Origin of the sequence: Streptomyces sp. 8N706, assembly GCF_052245415.1 — a bacterium.
Lineage (GTDB): Bacteria > Actinomycetota > Actinomycetes > Streptomycetales > Streptomycetaceae > Streptomyces.
In genome coordinates this window covers 1-16,580 of the sequence record NZ_JBQQBW010000134.1, presented here as the reverse complement: position 1 = coordinate 16,580, position 16,580 = coordinate 1, and the positions used below count along the sequence as shown (strand labels likewise).

Below are 16,580 nucleotides of genomic sequence, written 5' to 3'. Positions count from 1 at the left end.
GCCCCTGGACGCGGACATCGCCCGGCTTCGCCTGGCCCGTCCGTTGCCGCTGCGGGTCGGCGACCGTGCGCTGCTGCGCGATCCGGGGCTGCACCGTGTCGCGGCCGGTGTGGAGGTGCTCGATGTACGGCCGCCCGAGCTGCGCCGACGGGGTGCGGCACGGCGGCGCGGCGCGGAGCTGACCCGGCTCGCCGGGGCGGGGCCGGGCGCGCTGGCCGACGCGCTGCTCGGGCGGCAGCGGTTCGCCACCCCCGGCGAGCTGCGCGCCATGGGGCTGCCCGCAGTGGGCGAGCCGGTGGGTGAGGGATGGCACGCCGACCCAGGGTCCTGGCGCGAACTCCCGGGCGAGCTCCGCGGGCTGGTCGACCGGTGGCGCGTCGGGCACCCGCTGGAGCCCGGGGTGCCCGTGGAGGTCGTACGGCAGCGGCTGGGGCTGCCGACGACCGGGGTGGCGGAACGGCTCGCCGGGGCCGCGTCGCTGGTGGTCGTGGACGGACGGGTGGGCGCGCGGGACCAGCGTGCCGCGCTGCCCCCACCGGTGGAGACCGCGGTGGCCGAACTGACCGCCGAACTGAGCGGTTCTCCCTTCGCGGCGCCCGACGCCGACCGGCTCGCGGCGCTGCGGCTCGGCCCCCGGGAGCTGGCCGCGGCGGTCCGTGCGGGGCGGCTGCTGAAGGTGGCCGAGGGGGTCGTTCTGCTGCCCGGCGGTGAGACCCGGGCGGGGGAGCTGCTCGCCCTGCTGCCCCAGCCGTTCACCCTGAGCCAGGCCCGGCAGGCACTGGGGACCACGCGCCGGGTCGCCGTACCGCTGCTGGAGCTCCTGGACCGTCGGGGGATCACCGAGCGGCTGCCGGACAGCACACACCGGGTGCGTCGGTCCCCCACTGCCGGACCGGGCGGGCCCTGACGCCCCCGGTGCCACCGGACAGGGACACCCCCACGACAAGGGGCACCGGCGCAACCACAGGCGCAGCCGCAGGCACGGCCCGGCACCGGCACCGGCACCGGCACCGGCACATACCGGCACGGCACGAGCGCTCGCGGCAGCACACCAGCCGCACACCTCCCGGCATGCGGCGCTCCCCGCGCAGGATTACCGTGGCCGCAACGGACACCCTGCACTGATGCGGACGGATACGGCACGAGGCGGGAGATCGCCGTGGGCGTGCGGCAGTGGATCGAGGGCTGGCCGGTGTACCGCCAGCTCACCGGAGACGATGTCCTGGGGCGAGGAGCGGCAGCGCGCTCGCGGGGCAGCGAACGGCTGACGGCCCGTACCGAGCAGGCCGACCGGGTCGTACGGTCGGTGTGCCCGTACTGTGCCGTGGGCTGCGGCCAGCGGGTCTATGTCCAGGACGAGAAGGTCACCCAGATCGAGGGGGACCCGGACTCCCCGATCTCCCGCGGCCGCCTGTGTCCGAAGGGCTCGGCCAGCAAACAGCTGGTGACCAGCCCCACCCGCGTCGACACCGTGCTCCACCGCCGTCCGCACGCCACCGAGTGGGAGCGCCTCCCGCTGGGCCGGGCGATGGACATGATCGCCGACCGGGTGATCGAGACACGCCGGCAGACCTGGCAGGAGTCGTTCGGCGGCGCCTCCGCCCGCCGCACCCTGGGCATCGCGAGCCTGGGCGGAGCGACGCTGGACAACGAGGAGAACTACCTGCTGAAGAAGCTCTACACGGCGATGGGCGCGATCCAGATCGAGAACCAGGCGCGTATTTGACACTCCTCCACCGTTCCCGGTCTGGGAACCTCGTTCGGTCGCGGCGGAGCCACGACGTTCCAGCAGGACCTGGCCAACGCCGACTGCATCGTGATCCAGGGCTCGAACATGGCCGAGTGCCATCCGGTCGGGTTCCAGTGGGTGATGGAGGCCAAGGCCCGGGGCGCGACCGTCATCCACATCGATCCCCGGTTCAGCCGCACCAGCGCGGTCTCCGATGTGCACGTGCCGCTGCGGGCCGGCTCGGACATCGCCTTCCTCGGCGCCCTCATCAACCATGTGCTCAGCACCGGGAAGGATTTCCGCGAGTACGTGGTGGCGTACACCAACGCGTCGGCCATTCTGCGGGAGGACTTCGCCGACACGGAGGACCTGGACGGCCTGTTCTCCGGCTACGACCCGGACGGCCGCCACTACGACACCGGGACATGGATGTACGAGGGCGCTGAGCCCGCCGCGGCGGCCGGCGTCCGGGACCGGTGGAGGGAGCCGGGAGAGCCGGGCGCGACGGCCGAGCAGCACGGGGGCAAGGGGCTCCGGGACACCGCCCGGGCGGAGCAGTACGGCGCGGGCGGGCCGGCCGTGCCCGCCAAGCCGACGACGGACCCGACACTGCAGCACCCGCGCTGTGTCTACCAGGTGCTCAAGCGCCACTTCTCCCGCTACACACCCGAGTTGGTCGAGGACGTGTGCGGGATTCCGCGGGAGCTGTTCGCCCGGGTGGCCGAGGCACTCACCACGAACTCCGGCCGGGAGCGGACGACGGCGTTCTGCTACTCGGTCGGCTGGACCCAGCACACCGTCGGTGTGCAGTACATCCGTACCGCCTCGATCCTGCAGAGTCTGCTGGGCAACATCGGCCGGCCCGGCGGCGGGATCCTCGCGCTCCGGGGGCACGCCAGCATCCAGGGCTCCACGGACGTCCCGACCCTGTTCGACCTCCTGCCCGGCTACATCCCGATGCCCCACGTCCACCAGCACCAGGACCTGGGCGCGTTCGTGGCCGCCGACTCCGGTACGACCGGGTACTGGGGTCATATGCGCTCGTATGTGGTGAGTCTGCTGAAGGCCTGGTGGGGGGAGGCGGCGACCGAGGAGAACGACTACTGCTTCGACTATCTGCCCCGGCTGAGCGGTCCCCACGGCACCTATCAGACCGTGCTGAACCAGATCTCCGGAGAGTGCAAGGGCTACATCCTGGTCGGGCAGAACCCGGCGGTCGGCTCGGCCAACGCCAAGCTGCAACGGCTGGGCATGGCGAATCTCGACTGGCTGGTGGTGCGGGACCTCCAGCTCATCGAGAGCGCGACGTTCTGGAAGGACGGGCCCGAGATCGAGACCGGTGAACTGCGGACCGAGGAGATCCCGACCGAGGTCTTCTTCCTGCCGGCCGCCGCCCACACCGAGAAGGACGGCAGCTTCACCAACACCCAGCGGCTCGTGCAGTGGCACCACAAGGCCGTCGACCCGCCCGGAGACGCCCGCAGCGACCTGTGGTTCTCCTACCACCTCGGCCGTCTGGTCCGGGAGAGACTCGCGGGTTCGACGGATCCCCGCGACGGCCCGCTGCTCGACCTCACCTGGGACTATCCGACGGAGGGCCCGCTGGACGAGCCGAGCGCCGAGGCCGTGCTCGCCGAGATCAACGGCTCCGGCCCCGACGGGCCGTTGTCCTCGTACACCCAGCTGCGCGACGACGGATCCACCTCCTGCGGGGTGTGGATCTACTGCGGGGTCCGCGCCGGTGGCCACAACCAGGCGGCGAACCGCACGCCCGGCCGTGAGCAGAGCTGGGTCGCCCCCGCGTGGGCGTGGGCCTGGCCGGCGAACCGCCGCATCCTCTACAACAGGGCGTCCGCCGACCCCGAGGGCAGGCCGTGGAGCGAGCGCAAGCGGTACGTGTGGTGGGACGCGGAGCAGGGCCAGTGGACCGGGGAGGACGTCCCCGACTTCGAAGCCCGGAAGCCGCCCGGCTACCAGCCACCGCCCGGGGCACGGGCGGAGGCCGCGCTGGCCGGCACCGACCCGTTCATCATGCAGAGCGACGGACGGGCCTGGTTGTTCGCCCCGGCGGGGCTGGCCGACGGTCCGCTGCCCGCGCACTACGAGCCGTTCGAGTCGCCGGTGGAGAACCCGCTGTACCGGCAGCAGGTCAATCCGTCGCTCGAAACGTACGCGCACCCGGCCAACCCGTACCACCCGGTCCGCAGCGCGGTGTTCCCCTACCCCTTCACCACGTACCGGCTCACCGAGCACCACACGGCCGGCGCCATGAGCCGTACGCTGCCCTATCTGTCCGAGCTCCAGCCGGAGTTCTTCTGCGAGGTCTCCCCCGCTCTGGCGGCCGAGCGGGGGCTGGAGCACCTGGGGTGGGCGACCATCGTCACCGCGCGCACGGCGATCGAGGCGAGGGTCGTGGTGACCGAGCGCATCAAGCCGCTGCGGGTCCGGGGGCGCACGGTCCACCAGGTCGGGCTGCCCTACCACTGGGGTCCCAACGGGCTGTCCACCGGTGACGCGGCGAACGAGCTGTTGTCCGTGGCGCTCGACCCCAATGTGCACATCCAGGAGTCCAAAGCGGCGACCTGCGACATCCGTCCGGGCCGGCGTCCGCGCGGCCCCGCGCTCCTGGACTACGTGGCGGACTACCGTCGGCGCGCCGGTATCGCCGACGGCTCCGGACCCCTACGGCCGAGTGAGGGAGATTCCCCGTCATGACAGCAGACAGCAACCGGTGGTCCGGCCCGCTGGCCGATCCCAGCGCCGACGCCGGGTACCCGGACACGCATCCGCCGCGGATGGGCTTCTTCACGGACACCTCCCTGTGCATCGGCTGCAAGGCGTGCCAGGTGGCGTGCAAGGAGTGGAACCTCCTTCCGCCGGAATCCGCCGACCTGGACCTGCTGGGGCATTCCTTCGACAACACGGGCGCCCTGTCGGCCAATACCTGGCGGCATGTGGCGTTCATCGAGCAGACGGTGGCGCCACGGCAGCAGCAGCCGCCGGTCGATCTGGGCATGCCCACGGTCGGCGCGCCGGAGCAGACCTCCGCCGTGGAGGAGCCCGGGGTGCGCTGGCTGATGTCCAGTGATGTGTGCAAGCACTGCACCCACGCGGCCTGCCTCGATGTCTGCCCCACCGGGTCGTTGTTCCGCACCGAGTTCGGCACCGTGGTGGTGCAGGAGGACATCTGCAACGGCTGTGGCTACTGCGTACCGGCCTGCCCGTACGGCGTGATCAGTCGGCGGGAGGACGACGGCCGGGCGTTCAAGTGCACGCTGTGCTACGACCGGTTGGGGGCGGGCAGGGAACCGGCCTGTGCCCAGGCGTGCCCCACCGACTCCATCCAGTTCGGCCCGCTGGAGGAGCTGCGGGAGCGGGCGGACGGGCGGGTCACGGAGTTGCGGGAGCGCGGGGTGCCGGAGGCCCGGCTGTACGGCCGCGACCCGGAGGACGGCGTCGGCGGTGACGGCGCGTTCTTCCTGCTGCTGGACGAACCGGAGGTGTACGGACTGCCGCCGGACCCCGTGGTGACCACCCGCGACCTGCCGTCGATGTGGCGGCACGCGGCCGCGGCGGCCGTCGGCGTGGCGGCGGGCGTGGCCCTGTCGTTCGTGGGACGGCGACCGTGACGGGCGGCCGGCGGGAGCCGTCCATGGTTCCGCGAGCGGAGTTCCGGTCGTACTACGGCCGGCCGGTCCTCAAGCCGCCCGCGTGGAACGTGCCGGACGTGCCGGCGTATCTGTTCCTGGGCGGGACGGCCGGTGCCGCGGCGGCGATGGCGGCTCTCGCCGAGCTGACCGGTCGGCCCGAACTGGCCAGGAGCGGCCGGTGGGTGGCTGCCGGGGGCTCGCTCCTCAGCGTCGGAGCCCTGATCCACGACCTCGGCCGCCCCGAGCGGTTCCTGATGATGCTCCGGGTGTTCAAGCCGACATCGCCGCTGTCGGTGGGGTCCTGGATCCTCTCGCCCTTCTCCGCACTGACCACCGCGTCGGTCGTCTCCCAGCTGACGGGACGGCTCCCGCGACTGGGGCGGCTGGCCGGACTCGGCGCCGGGGCGCTGGGGCCGGCCATGTGCACCTACACCGCGGTGCTGCTCGCCGACACGGCGGTGCCGGCGTGGCACGAGGCCTATCCCGAGCTGCCGTTCGTGTTCGCCGGCAGCGCGCTGAGCAGTGGTGCGGGCGCCGCACTCGTCTGCGTACGGGGTGCGGACCGCCGGCCGCCGCGCCGGATGGGGGTGATGGGTGCGGTCATGGAACTCGCCGCGATGCACCGGATCGAACGGCGATTGGGACTGGTCGGCGAGCCGTACGTCACGGACCGGCCGGGCCGGCTGCTGAAGGTGAGCAAGGCCTTGACGGTGGCAGGCGCCGGGCTCTCTCTGCTGGGCCGGCGCAGCGGCGCGGCCTCGGCCCTGGCCGGCACGGCGTATGTGGCCGCGGGGCTGTGCACCCGCTTCGGCGTCTTCGAAGCCGGTGTCGTCTCCTCCCAGGACCCCACGTACGTCGTGGTTCCCCAGCGGCAACGCCTGGAATCCCCCAATACGTAATACAATCCTATTTCTTTGAGGCCGACTTACCGGTAGTGCGCCGGGCGAACTGGCGGGGCATCAGAATTCGAATCGCACCCCCCACCCAAAACACGCATCGAAATGCGCGTGCCCTTGCTCCTTTTACCGTCGCCCATGCCTTCCTTTTGGGATTTTTCGCGGGTATACCTTAACTGATGTAGCGGCAGTTCGACTGCCTGCGAGCATTCACCCTTCCCGATGCGCTGGGAGGCGAGTGCCATGCGCCAGCCGGTGCTAGTGCTCCTCAGGGGCGGCCCGAGCGATATTCCTGAGATCTGGGAAATACCGCCCGGGGGGACCGATGGGCAGGTGAAGATTCCCCGTGGCAGCGGCTACGAGCATTTCGAATTCGCTCAGGAATACGCCCCTATCGGCGATGAGTTGATGCCCGTTTACCGCTGGTGCTATCGCACCTTCATCGCGGAGTAGGGCTGTTCGCGGGGATGGCCCGGCGGACGGGACCGTGAGTCCTCCGCGCCGCGTCGTCGGCGTCCGAGGCTCGGGTGTACGGCCGCTTCTCCCGGTCCGACTGCCCACGGACCGGGTACGCCGAGGGCTCACCTGCCTTGTCCCGGGCCGGTGGGCTCTCGGCTCCGGCAACGGGCGACCACCGCGGGCGCCGGCCGTGCATCCAGCGTGCATGACCGTCTCGTGGCAATGGCAATGGCAACGACCGGCTGTACCCGCCGCGGAGGCGGGCAGTGCGGCGACGACCTTTCCGGAGGGATCACCATGTCGATTCTTCTTTTCCCCGGATGTGCGCCGTGAGCGCCCCGGCATCGCCGAGTGGCCCCGGCAGGAATGCCCGGGACGCCGTGGTCACCGGTATGGGGTTCTGTCTGCCGGGTGGCAGCCGGCCCGTCTTCACCGCGATGGATCTCTGGGATGTCGCCTCACGCGGGCGTTCCTGTCTCGCCCGCGACAGCGTCTACTACGGCTCCGTCAACCTCTCCCCCGCCATGTTCGACGAGCGCCTTCCGGACGTTCCGGGGTTCTTCTCCCGCCACTTCACCAACGCCCACCGATTCGGGCTCGTCTCACTGGTCGAAGCCTGCGCCGACGCCCAACTGGACTTCCGCGCGGGCGATGTGACCCATGCCGCCATACTCGCCGGGCGTGGTGGCGTGGACGCCAACATCGACAGCTATCTCTCGGTCCTGGAGGCCGACCCCGAGACGACTCCGCCCGAAGAGGCGATGGAGTTGTTCGTGGCGGCCGAACAGGCGGTGACGCCATCCGACGTCACCCTGGTTCAGGGCGCGCTGACCCGCTCCACCGGCCCCTGCTTCACCGTGTCCTGCGGCTGTGCCTCGTCGGCCGTACAGATCGGCAACGCCCGCCGCATGATCGCCGCGGGCGACGTCGACATCGCGGTGGTGACCGGCGTCGATGTCTTCAGCGTCACTCTGATCAAGAACATCCAGCGCCTGCTGAGCGGAGCGCAGCGCACCTACGAGACGATCCGGTCGGACGGCATGCCGGAGCTCCTGCCGTCCTTCGAGCGGCTCATGCGGCCGTACGACCGGCGCGCGGACTGTGTCAACCACGGCGAGGGCTCGGCGACGGTGATCCTGGAGAGCCGGGAGCACGCGCACCGGCGCGATGCCTACACCTACGGCCAGGTGCTCGCCCAGGCCACGACCCGTGACGGGCTCGCCAACCCACTCGCGAGCGACGACAGCGGCTCCCAGCTGGTGGCGGCCGTACGCCGCTGTCTCGGGGACCGCTGGGACATCGGCCGGGTGCCGTATGTGCACGGCGGCAGCGACGGCAATGTGGTCGTGACCACCTTCGAGGCGAACGCGATCAGGGAGCTCTACGGTCCGGCGTCGGCTGATCTCCTGATGACCTCTCAGGAAGGCTGCTTCGGCCACAACGGAGCCCCGGCGGGGTGCCTCGGCGTCGCCCTCACCCTGCTCATGATGGAGCGCGGCGAGGTGTGCCCCACGGCCAACTGCGAGGAGCCCGCCGACAACCTCACCTTCGACCCCGTCCCGGGCGTGCACACCCGGTCCCTCGATTTCGACTGTGCACTCAGCTTCAACTACCAGGTGGGGGGCGTGAAGAGCGCCATTCTGCTGGGCAGCGACGACGCCGTATAACGGCAGGACGACGACGGCCGACGGGGGCGGAACACGGCCCCTGCCGTCCAGGCGTCCCCGGCAGGCGTCCTCCCGCACCGCCCCTCGTCCCCCGCCGATCCGACCGAGAAGACCGAGAAGGAGGACCCCGTGAACCAGCACGAGAACACATCGAGGCCGGAGAGCCGTCCTGTCGCCGTCATCGGCATGGGGTGCCGGCTTCCCGGCGGAGTCGACGCACCGGACGCGCTCTGGCGGCTGCTGGCCGACGGCCGTGACGCGGTGGGCGAGCCGCCGCGGGAACGGGCGGCCGAGCTCGCGGCACCGGAGAGTTCCGGTGCCACGCGTCCCGGCAAGCCCGTGCCCCGGTGGGGCGGATATCTGGGGGATGTCTCCGGCTTCGACGCGGACTTCTTCGGCGTGTCCGGCCGCGAGGCGGACGTGCTCGACCCGCAGCACCGGCTGCTGCTGGAAGTGGCCTGGGAGGCGCTGGAACACTCCGGATTGCCGCCCGACCGGCTGGGCGGCACCTCGACGGGCGTCTATGTGGGCCTCAGTTACAACGACTACATGGAGCGTCTCGCCGGTCAGCCGCAGGAGCTGGAGGGATCGATCCTCACGAACGGGCACTGCGTCGCCTCCGGCCGCATCTCCTATCTGCTGGGACTCCAGGGCCCATGCGTCGCGCTGGACACCGCTTGCTCGTCCTCGCTGGTCGCACTCCACCTGGCGTGCCAGGCCCTGCGCGGCGGCGAGTGCGATGTCGCGCTGGCCGGCGGCGTCACGCTCATGCTCCGCTCCCGCACGACGCGGTCCTTCGTCCGGATGGGGATGCTGTCGCCGACGGGCCGCTGCCGCACCTTCGACGCCGCCGCGGACGGCTTCGTCCGCGGGGAGGGATGCGGCGTGGTCGTGCTCAAACGCCTCGAGGACGCCATACGGGACGGCGACCGCGTCCTGGCGGTCGTACGCGGTTCGGCGGTGAACCAGGACGGCCGGTCCGACGGGCTCGCCGCGCCCTCGGGGGCGGCTCAGGAGGCCCTGTTGCGGGAGGCGCTCGGGCGCGCCGGCGTCGATCCGCGCGAGGTGGGGATGGTCGAGGCGCACGGCACGGGCACCCCGGTCGGGGACCCGATCGAGTTCGCCAGCCTTGCGCAGGTGTACGGAGCAGGTGAGACCCGGTGCGCCCTCGGGTCGGTGAAGACCAACCTGGGCCATCTGGAACCGGCGGCGGGCATCACCGGGCTGATCAAGTCCGTACTGTGCCTGCGGCACGGGCTCATTCCGCCGAATCTGCACTTCACCCGCTGGAACCCGGCCATCAGGGCCGAGGGGACCCGTTTCTTCGTCCCCACCGAGCTGACGCGGTGGCCCGCGCGGGCCTCGTCGCGCCTGGCCGCCGTCTCCTCGTTCGGATTCTCCGGCACCAACGCCCATGTGGTGCTGGAGCAGGCGCCGGCACCCGCGGCCCGGGCCCCGCTGCCCGCGCCGCGGCGGTCCGGGCGCTCGGCCGCCCCCGAGGTCTTCCTCGTCCCCGCGGGCTCGGCGGAGGTCCTGCCCGACGCGGCGCGGCGGCTCGCCGACTGGCTCGAGGGCGATGGCGCGCCGGTGCCGCTCCGCGACATCGCCCACACGCTGTCCCTGCGGCGCTCCTCGGGGCGTGGCCGCCTCGGGGTGACGGCGTCCTCGCGCGGCGAGCTGGTCGATGCCCTGCGGTCGTTTGCGGCCGGGCAGGCCCACCCGGGCGTGGTGTCGGGCGCGGTGGGAGCCGCGATCTCCCGGCAGCCGGTGTGGGTGTTCTCCGGACACGGCTCCCAGTGGCCGGGGATGGGCCGCGCCCTGCTGGAGCACGACCCGGTCTTCGCCGCTGCCCTGGCCGAGGCCGACGCGCTGATCGAGGCCGAGGCCGGTTTCTCCGTACGCGATGTGGTGCGCGCCGGTGAACCGGTGAGCGCCTGCGGACTGGTTCAGCCCGCGCTGTTCGCGATGCAGTACGCGCTGGCCGCCACCTGGCGGGCCCACGGTGTCGAACCGGCCGCCGTGGTGGGCCACTCCATGGGGGAGGTCACGGCCGCGGTCGTGGCCGGGGCGCTGTCGCTCGACGACGGCGTCCGGGTCATCTGCCGCCGCTCCGCGCTGCTGACCCGCATCGTCGGCGAGGGCTCCATGGCGAACGTGGGCCTGGACCGCGCCGCGGCGGAGGCGGACATCGCCGCCGCGGGTGCCGAGGGGTCGGTCTCGGTCGCCGTGGTGGCCGCGCCCGGCCAGGTGGTCGTGGCCGGCGGGAGCGGCGAGGTGGAGCGGCTGGTCGCGGCGTGGGACGCGCGCGGCGTACCGGCGCGGATGATCGCCGTCGACGTCGCCTCGCACTCGCCCCAAGTGGAGCCGTTGCTCGACGAACTCGCCGCCGCACTCAGTGATCTGACTCCTCGCCGGACCGAGATTCCGTTCTACTCCACGGTCCTGGACGACCCGCGCCGGACGCCGGAGTTCGACGCCGCGTACTGGTGCGCGAACCTGCGCCGCCCCGTCCGGTTCGCCGCCGCGGTGCGCGCCGCGGCCGCCGACCGGCACATGGTGTACGTCGAGGTCTCCCCGCACCCCGTCGTCACCCGCGCCGTCTCGGAGAACCTGACCGGCCTGGCCGGCGATCCGGTCGTCCTGCCCACGCTGCGGCGCGACGAGGACGAGCCGGCCACCTTCCGGACCCAGCTCGCCGCCCTGCACTGCGCGGGAGTGCCGGTCGACTGGTCCCGGCTCTACGGCGACGCGGCCCTCGCCGACGTGCCGCCCATCACCTTCGACCGTAAGCGCCACTGGGTGGACACCGTCCCGGAAGCCGCGGCCTCCGGCGGGCCGTCCGCCGGCCCCACCTTGCCCGGCGCCCATGCCGAGGTCCCCGGCGAGCCGCTCCGCCACTCCTGGCGGGGAGACGCCGGAACCACGACCCAGCCCTGGCTGGCCGACCACCGGGTGCACGGAGACCCGGTACTGCCCGGCGCCGCCTGCTACTCCCTGGCGCTGACCGCCGCCTGCGAGGCGTTCGACGCCGCACCGCACGACGTCGAGGTCACCGACCTCGCGTTCCGGGAGCTGCTGCGGCTGACGGAGCGTACCGAGGTCAGCACCACCGTGGTCATGCGCACCGGGGACCGGGCCGAGTGCGAGATCCTCGGGCGGGGCGACGACGGCGGCTGGGTACGCCACGCCACCGCCGCGCTGCGCCGGCTCACCGAACCGCCGAAGCCGCCGCCCGTGCCCGCCGCGACCCTGGCCTGGCGCCATCCGGTACCCCTGGAGCCGGCTTCCGTGTACGCCGGTCTGCGCGCTCGCGGACTCGAACACGGCCCGGCCTTCACCTGCCTGACGGATCTGCACGCCTCCCGCCACGGGGACAGCTTCTGGGCCCGCGTCCGGATCCCGGAGGCGGCACGTACGGCCCACCACTCCCTGCGGGTCCATCCCGTCCTGGTCGACGCGTGCGCCCAGCTCGTGGTGGCGGGACTCGCGTCGGAGCCCGGCCGGGGTCTGGTCCTGCCGGTCCGGGTGCAGGCGGTGCGGATGTTCGGCGACCCCGCGTCCGCCGTGTACTGCCACGCCCGTATCGCCGAGTCCGGCGCGGGCGGCGTCACCGGCCATGTGCGCCTGCTGGACGAAGCCGGCCGGGCGGTGATGGGCATCGTCGGCCTGACGTTCGTCCGCCGGGCCGGGCAGGACGCCCCCGACGTCGACCGCTGGTTCCTCGAAACCGGCTGGCACCCCGTCCGCCGTACGGTGGCCACCGAGCCGCCGCCGGGGGACTGGCTGGTCATCGGTGAGGCGGACGGCTCCGCCGAAGACCTCGCCGGTCATCTGCGCACGGCAGGGGCGGCGACGGAGATCCTGGACGTCCCGCTGAGCGACGAACCACTGGAACCGTTCCGTGACTCCCTCGTCGAGCGCATGGCCGCCCGTTCGGCGCCCCTGCGGGCCGTGGTGCTGCTCAGCGCCCCGCCGAGGGCCACCGAGGAACCGGCCACCGACGCGCTGCGCCGTACCCGGCGGCTGCTCGGCACGGCCCAGGCGATGGCCGCCGCGGACACCGAGCCCCCGCGCCTGTACGCGGTCACACGCGGCGCCCGCGGCGTCGAACCCGGTGAGACGGCGGACCCCGGGCAGAGCGCCCTGCGCGGAGTGGTACGCGTCCTCGCGTACGAACACCCGGACATGCACGCCACCCTCGTGGACGCCGACCGGGCGGACGGTGGCCTGCACCTCCTCGCCGAGGAGCTCCTCGCCGCGGCCCCCGAGGACGAGATCGCCCTGCGCGGGCCGTCCCGGCACGTCGCCCGGCTGAACTACGCCCCGCTCTCGGACGCCGAACGCACCGCGGCCGCCACCCGCCCCGTGCGGTACGGCTCCGACGGGTTCCGGCTCCGGGCCGGCCGCCTCGGCGACCTCGACCGGCTGGAACTCGTCGCGACCGGCCGGCGCGAACCCGGGCCGGGCGAGGTGGAACTGCGGGTACGGGCCGCGGGCGTCAACTTCCGTGACGTGCTCACCACCATGGGCCTGCTGCCCGCCGACGGCGATGTGCGGTACCGGATCGGCTTCGAGTGCGCCGGGGTGGTCACCGCGGTCGGAGCGGACGTGGAGCACGTCCGCGCCGGCGACCCCGTGCTGGCGGTCGATCTGCGGGGCGGCGCCTTCGCCTCGTTCATGACCGTGCCCGCCGCCACGGTCGCCCCCGTCCCGGCCGGGCTCGGTCCCGTCGCCGGCGCGGGACTGCCCGTCGCCCATCTGACCGCCTGGTACGCCCTGCGCCACGTCGGCCGGCTCACCGCGGGAGAACGCGTACTGATCCACTCGGCGACCGGGGGGACCGGCCTGGCCGCGGTCGCGGTCGCCGGACTCCTGGGCGCCGAGGTACTGGCGACAGCCGGCAGCGAGGAGAAGCGGGGCTATCTGCGCGGCCTGGGCATCCGGCATGTGATGGACTCGCGGTCGCTGGACTTCGCCGACCAGGCCCGCGCGGCCACCGACGGGGAAGGAGTCGACCTCGTCCTCAACTCCCTTTCCGGTGCGGCGATCGAGGCCGGGATGCGGACGCTGCGCCCCTTCGGACGCTTCGTCGAGCTGGGGGTGCGTGACATCCTCGCCGACACCCCGCTGGGGCTGGCACCGTTCCGGCACAACATCACGCTGAGCGCGGTCGACCTCATCGGACTGCAGCGGACGCATCCGGAGATGTTCGCCACGGTGCTGCGGGAGGTTCTCGCCGCATACGCCGACGGCAGGCTGACGCCCCTGCCCGCCCGGACGTTCCTGCTGGCGCAGGCCACCGAGGCGTTCCGTCTCATGGCCGGTGCGGGCCATATCGGCAAGCTGGTCCTGACCGTGCCGGACGAGGGCGCCACCACGGCCGTACTCCCCGACGGGCCGCCCTCGGTCCGTGCGGACGGCGCCTATGTCGTCACCGGCGGACTGCGCGGCGTCGGCCTCGCGGCGGCCCGCTGGCTGGCCGGACAGGGCGCCGGGCACATCGTCCTCAACGGCCGTAGCGCCCCGTCGGAGCACGTCGAGCGGGAGATCGCCGAACTGCGCGCCGCCGGGACCCGCGTCACCGTCGCCCTCGGCGACATCGCCGAGCCCGGCACAGCCGAACACCTCGTCAACGCCGCCGCCGTGAACGGTCTGCCCCTCCGCGGCGTCGTGCACTCGGCCATGGTGCTCGACGACGCGGCGGTCACCAATGTGTCCGACGACCAACTGGAGCGGGTGTGGCGCCCGAAGGCCACCGGTGCGTGGCGGCTGCACAAGGCCACGAACGGCCGGCCCCTGGACTGGTTCGTGGTGTTCTCGTCCATGGCGTCCCTGCTGGGCAACCCCGGCCAGGGCGCCTACGCGGCCGCCAATGCCTGGCTCGACGGATTCGCCGCCTGGCGGACCGCGCGCGGTCTGCCCACGCTCGCCGTGAACTGGGGCCCGTGGGGGCAGACCGGAGTGGCCACCGACTACGCCGAACGCGGCTACCGGACCATCCCCACGGACCAGGGGTTCCAGGCACTGCACGCCCTGCTCACGCACGGGCGCGTCCAGACCGGAGTGATTCCCGGCGAACCGAACACCTGGATCCTCCCATCCGGACGGCACTCGTCCCTGTTCGGCTCCTTCGTCGCGGACCACGAGGAGGCGGGCCGCCCCGCGGGCGGCACCGGTGAGGACGTACCGGCCGACCTCAGGGCCATCAAGCCGGGCCTCGCCCGGCGCGCCGCCCTGGAGTCCTATCTGTCCGACCACATCCGTGCGGTGCTACGGCTCGGGAGCGCCACGCTCGACCCGCAGACTCCCCTGAAATCACTGGGATTCGACTCGTTGCTGGCCATGGAGTTGCGAGCCCGTCTGGAATCCGGTCTGGGGGTCAGGCTCGCCGGCAACTTCGTCTGGCAGCATCCGACCCTGGCGGCACTCGCGACCGGCCTCGCCCAGCACATGGGCCTGGAACTCCGGAGCGGTGACAGGACACTTGACGCCGCGGCCGTGTCCGAGGCCGGGGCGGGGGAGGGGTCCGGGTCCGCCGGGCCCGGGTCCGGGTCCGGGTAAGAACTGACGGCGCTTCGCGACGCTCCCCCGGACTCCGTCCGAAAGGTGCCCCCAGGCACGACACGCCCCCAGCCTTCGGCCGGGGTGGGGGTCCCCCGGCCGAAGGCTGGGGGGTGTCCCCCCACCGGACGCCACTCGCTGAACCACACGGAGCCGTCCGGACACCCGCTACGGCTGTGACACCTCCACCGCGGCGGAGGCCGGTTCCGTCGGGGACGGGGCAGCTGGATCCGGCTGACGGTCCCGGCGGGGCCGCGTCACGAGGTCCTCGTCGACGTCCGGCAGTTCGGCGTCGGGGAGGTCGAGCCGGACCCCGTCGGACTGCTCGTCGGGCTGCGGCCGTCCCCCCGTCGGCGAGGACTCGGGCGACGGCGAACTCTTCGCCGGGGATTGCCCGACCGGTTCGCCCCGCCGGGCCGACGGCCGCCGCTCGGGCTTCGAGGCAGTGGTGGGTTCCGGCTCCGGCAGGGCGGCGGTGGCCGGGACATCCGGCACGGTGGTGTGACCGTTCCTGAAGTACGCGAACCAGGTCCTGACAGTCAGCAGATACTCCTCGGAGTGGTTGTAGCCGAGGATGGCCCGGTCCAGATCGTACGGATCCGACAGATCGCGGCCGCCCGCGCACAGATAGCGGCCCGCCGCCAGAGCCGCGTCGTAGATGTTGCCCGGGTCCCGTGTGCCGTCCCCATTGCCGTCGGCGCCCCACACGGCCCAGGTGGACGGAATGAACTGCATCGGGCCCACCGCACGGTCGTACGAACGGTCGCCGTCGTACGCCCCACCGTCCGTGTCGGGGATGGCGGCGAAACCGTTGCCGTTCAGCTGAGGACCCAGGATGGGCGCGGTCGTCGTACCGCTCGCGTCCACCCTCCCCCCACGGGCATGGGCGGACTCGACCTGCCCGATGGCGGCGAGCAGTTCCCACGGCAGGTGGCAGCCGGGGTCGCTCCCGGCAAGCGCCGCCTCCGCCCTCCTGTACGCGGCGAGCACAGTCTCCGGGAGCTCCCCGCCACCGGTCACGACGGAGCCGGGCGAGGGCTGTTCGGCCGAGGACGCGGGTTCGTCGGCCATCAGCGGAGGCAGCTCGGTGTGGTACGCCGTATCACCCGAGATCGTCGGCCCGGGTGGTGCGGCGGACTGCCCGACGGAAGCGGCGGCCTCCCCCACGGCACCGGGAGCCTGCGAGGCGGTCAGCGCCGCCATGGCCGCTGCCGCGACCGCCGTCCCCGTAACGCCCCTGCTCATCCGCCGGCCGAACCACCGCTCCATACAGCAGACCCTCCCCATCCCGTTCCTTCTCGTGCCGCACGCCGCCGTGTGGTGGCGCGGTGTGCCATCTGCTCTACGGGGCTGGGGAGGGTATCCGTCGCGGAAGAATGATCACGATTCGGTATCACGAACCGCGTGGTCACCGGGCCCGGCGGTGCCGCGCGTCCTGGGGAGCTGCGAGGCTCGAGGCGGGACTCGGCGCAGACTCCGGCACCCTTAGGGCCAATGCCGTTGCGTTACGGGTCTGGCGCCCTTGGTGCGCTGATCAGGACGGCTTCGGTGGAGGTCCGGGTGGGTTGAGGCCAGTGCCGGTGCTCGGCTCTCTTGAGCCGGTAGTTGGACATCTTGC

8 protein-coding genes are annotated in these 16,580 nt (G+C 72.6%); 7 read left to right on the top strand and 1 reads right to left on the bottom strand.

Annotated elements, in window-relative coordinates:
- The 7 genes from ACTWQE_RS30310 to ACTWQE_RS30280 all read left to right on the top strand — a co-directional run.
- The coding region (locus ACTWQE_RS30310; protein WP_443332286.1) for a SelB domain-containing protein at nt 1-907 on the top strand (907 nt) is incomplete at its 5' end.
- Nucleotides 908-1,159: 252 nt separating this feature from the next.
- Nucleotides 1,160-4,444 (top strand): formate dehydrogenase, encoded by a 3,285-nt coding sequence (fdh, locus tag ACTWQE_RS30305; protein ID WP_443332285.1) that lies wholly within the window; start codon nt 1,160-1,162, stop codon nt 4,442-4,444.
- Nucleotides 4,441-5,358: a 4Fe-4S dicluster domain-containing protein gene (locus ACTWQE_RS30300; RefSeq protein WP_443332283.1), complete on the top strand. Its 918-nt coding sequence runs from the start codon at nt 4,441-4,443 to the stop codon at nt 5,356-5,358. The genes fdh and ACTWQE_RS30300 overlap by 4 nt, the downstream gene beginning before the upstream one ends.
- A 23-nt stretch (nt 5,359-5,381) precedes the next feature.
- Nucleotides 5,382-6,278: an NrfD/PsrC family molybdoenzyme membrane anchor subunit gene (gene nrfD, locus ACTWQE_RS30295; protein ID WP_443332282.1), complete on the top strand. Its 897-nt coding sequence runs from the start codon at nt 5,382-5,384 to the stop codon at nt 6,276-6,278.
- A gap of 240 nt (nt 6,279-6,518) precedes the next feature.
- The gene (locus tag ACTWQE_RS30290) at nt 6,519-6,728 is read left to right on the top strand and encodes a DUF5988 family protein (RefSeq protein ID WP_443332281.1); all 210 of its coding nucleotides are present in this window, start codon (nt 6,519-6,521) and stop codon (nt 6,726-6,728) included.
- Nucleotides 6,729-7,063: 335 nt separating this feature from the next.
- Nucleotides 7,064-8,401 (top strand): beta-ketoacyl synthase N-terminal-like domain-containing protein, encoded by a 1,338-nt coding sequence (locus ACTWQE_RS30285; protein ID WP_443332280.1) that lies wholly within the window; start codon nt 7,064-7,066, stop codon nt 8,399-8,401.
- A 129-nt stretch (nt 8,402-8,530) separates the two neighbouring features.
- Nucleotides 8,531-14,962: an SDR family NAD(P)-dependent oxidoreductase gene (locus ACTWQE_RS30280; RefSeq protein ID WP_443332279.1), complete on the top strand. Its 6,432-nt coding sequence runs from the start codon at nt 8,531-8,533 to the stop codon at nt 14,960-14,962.
- Between the two features lie 168 nt (nt 14,963-15,130).
- On the opposite strand, the gene ACTWQE_RS30275 is transcribed toward ACTWQE_RS30280, so the two are convergent.
- On the bottom strand, nt 15,131-16,231 hold the full coding sequence (locus ACTWQE_RS30275; protein ID WP_443332278.1) for a lytic transglycosylase domain-containing protein: 1,101 nt from the start codon (nt 16,229-16,231) through the stop codon (nt 15,131-15,133).
- Between the last annotated feature and the right edge of the window lie 349 nt (nt 16,232-16,580).

Coding starts and splice junctions, on each gene's coding strand:
- ACTWQE_RS30275 (WP_443332278.1), bottom strand. CDS start 16,231: ATGGAGCGGTGGTTCGGCCGGCGGATGAGCAGGGGCGTTACGGGGACG.
- ACTWQE_RS30300 (WP_443332283.1), top strand. CDS start 4,441: ATGACAGCAGACAGCAACCGGTGGTCCGGCCCGCTGGCCGATCCCAGC.
- nrfD (WP_443332282.1), top strand. CDS start 5,382: ATGGTTCCGCGAGCGGAGTTCCGGTCGTACTACGGCCGGCCGGTCCTC.
- ACTWQE_RS30290 (WP_443332281.1), top strand. CDS start 6,519: ATGCGCCAGCCGGTGCTAGTGCTCCTCAGGGGCGGCCCGAGCGATATT.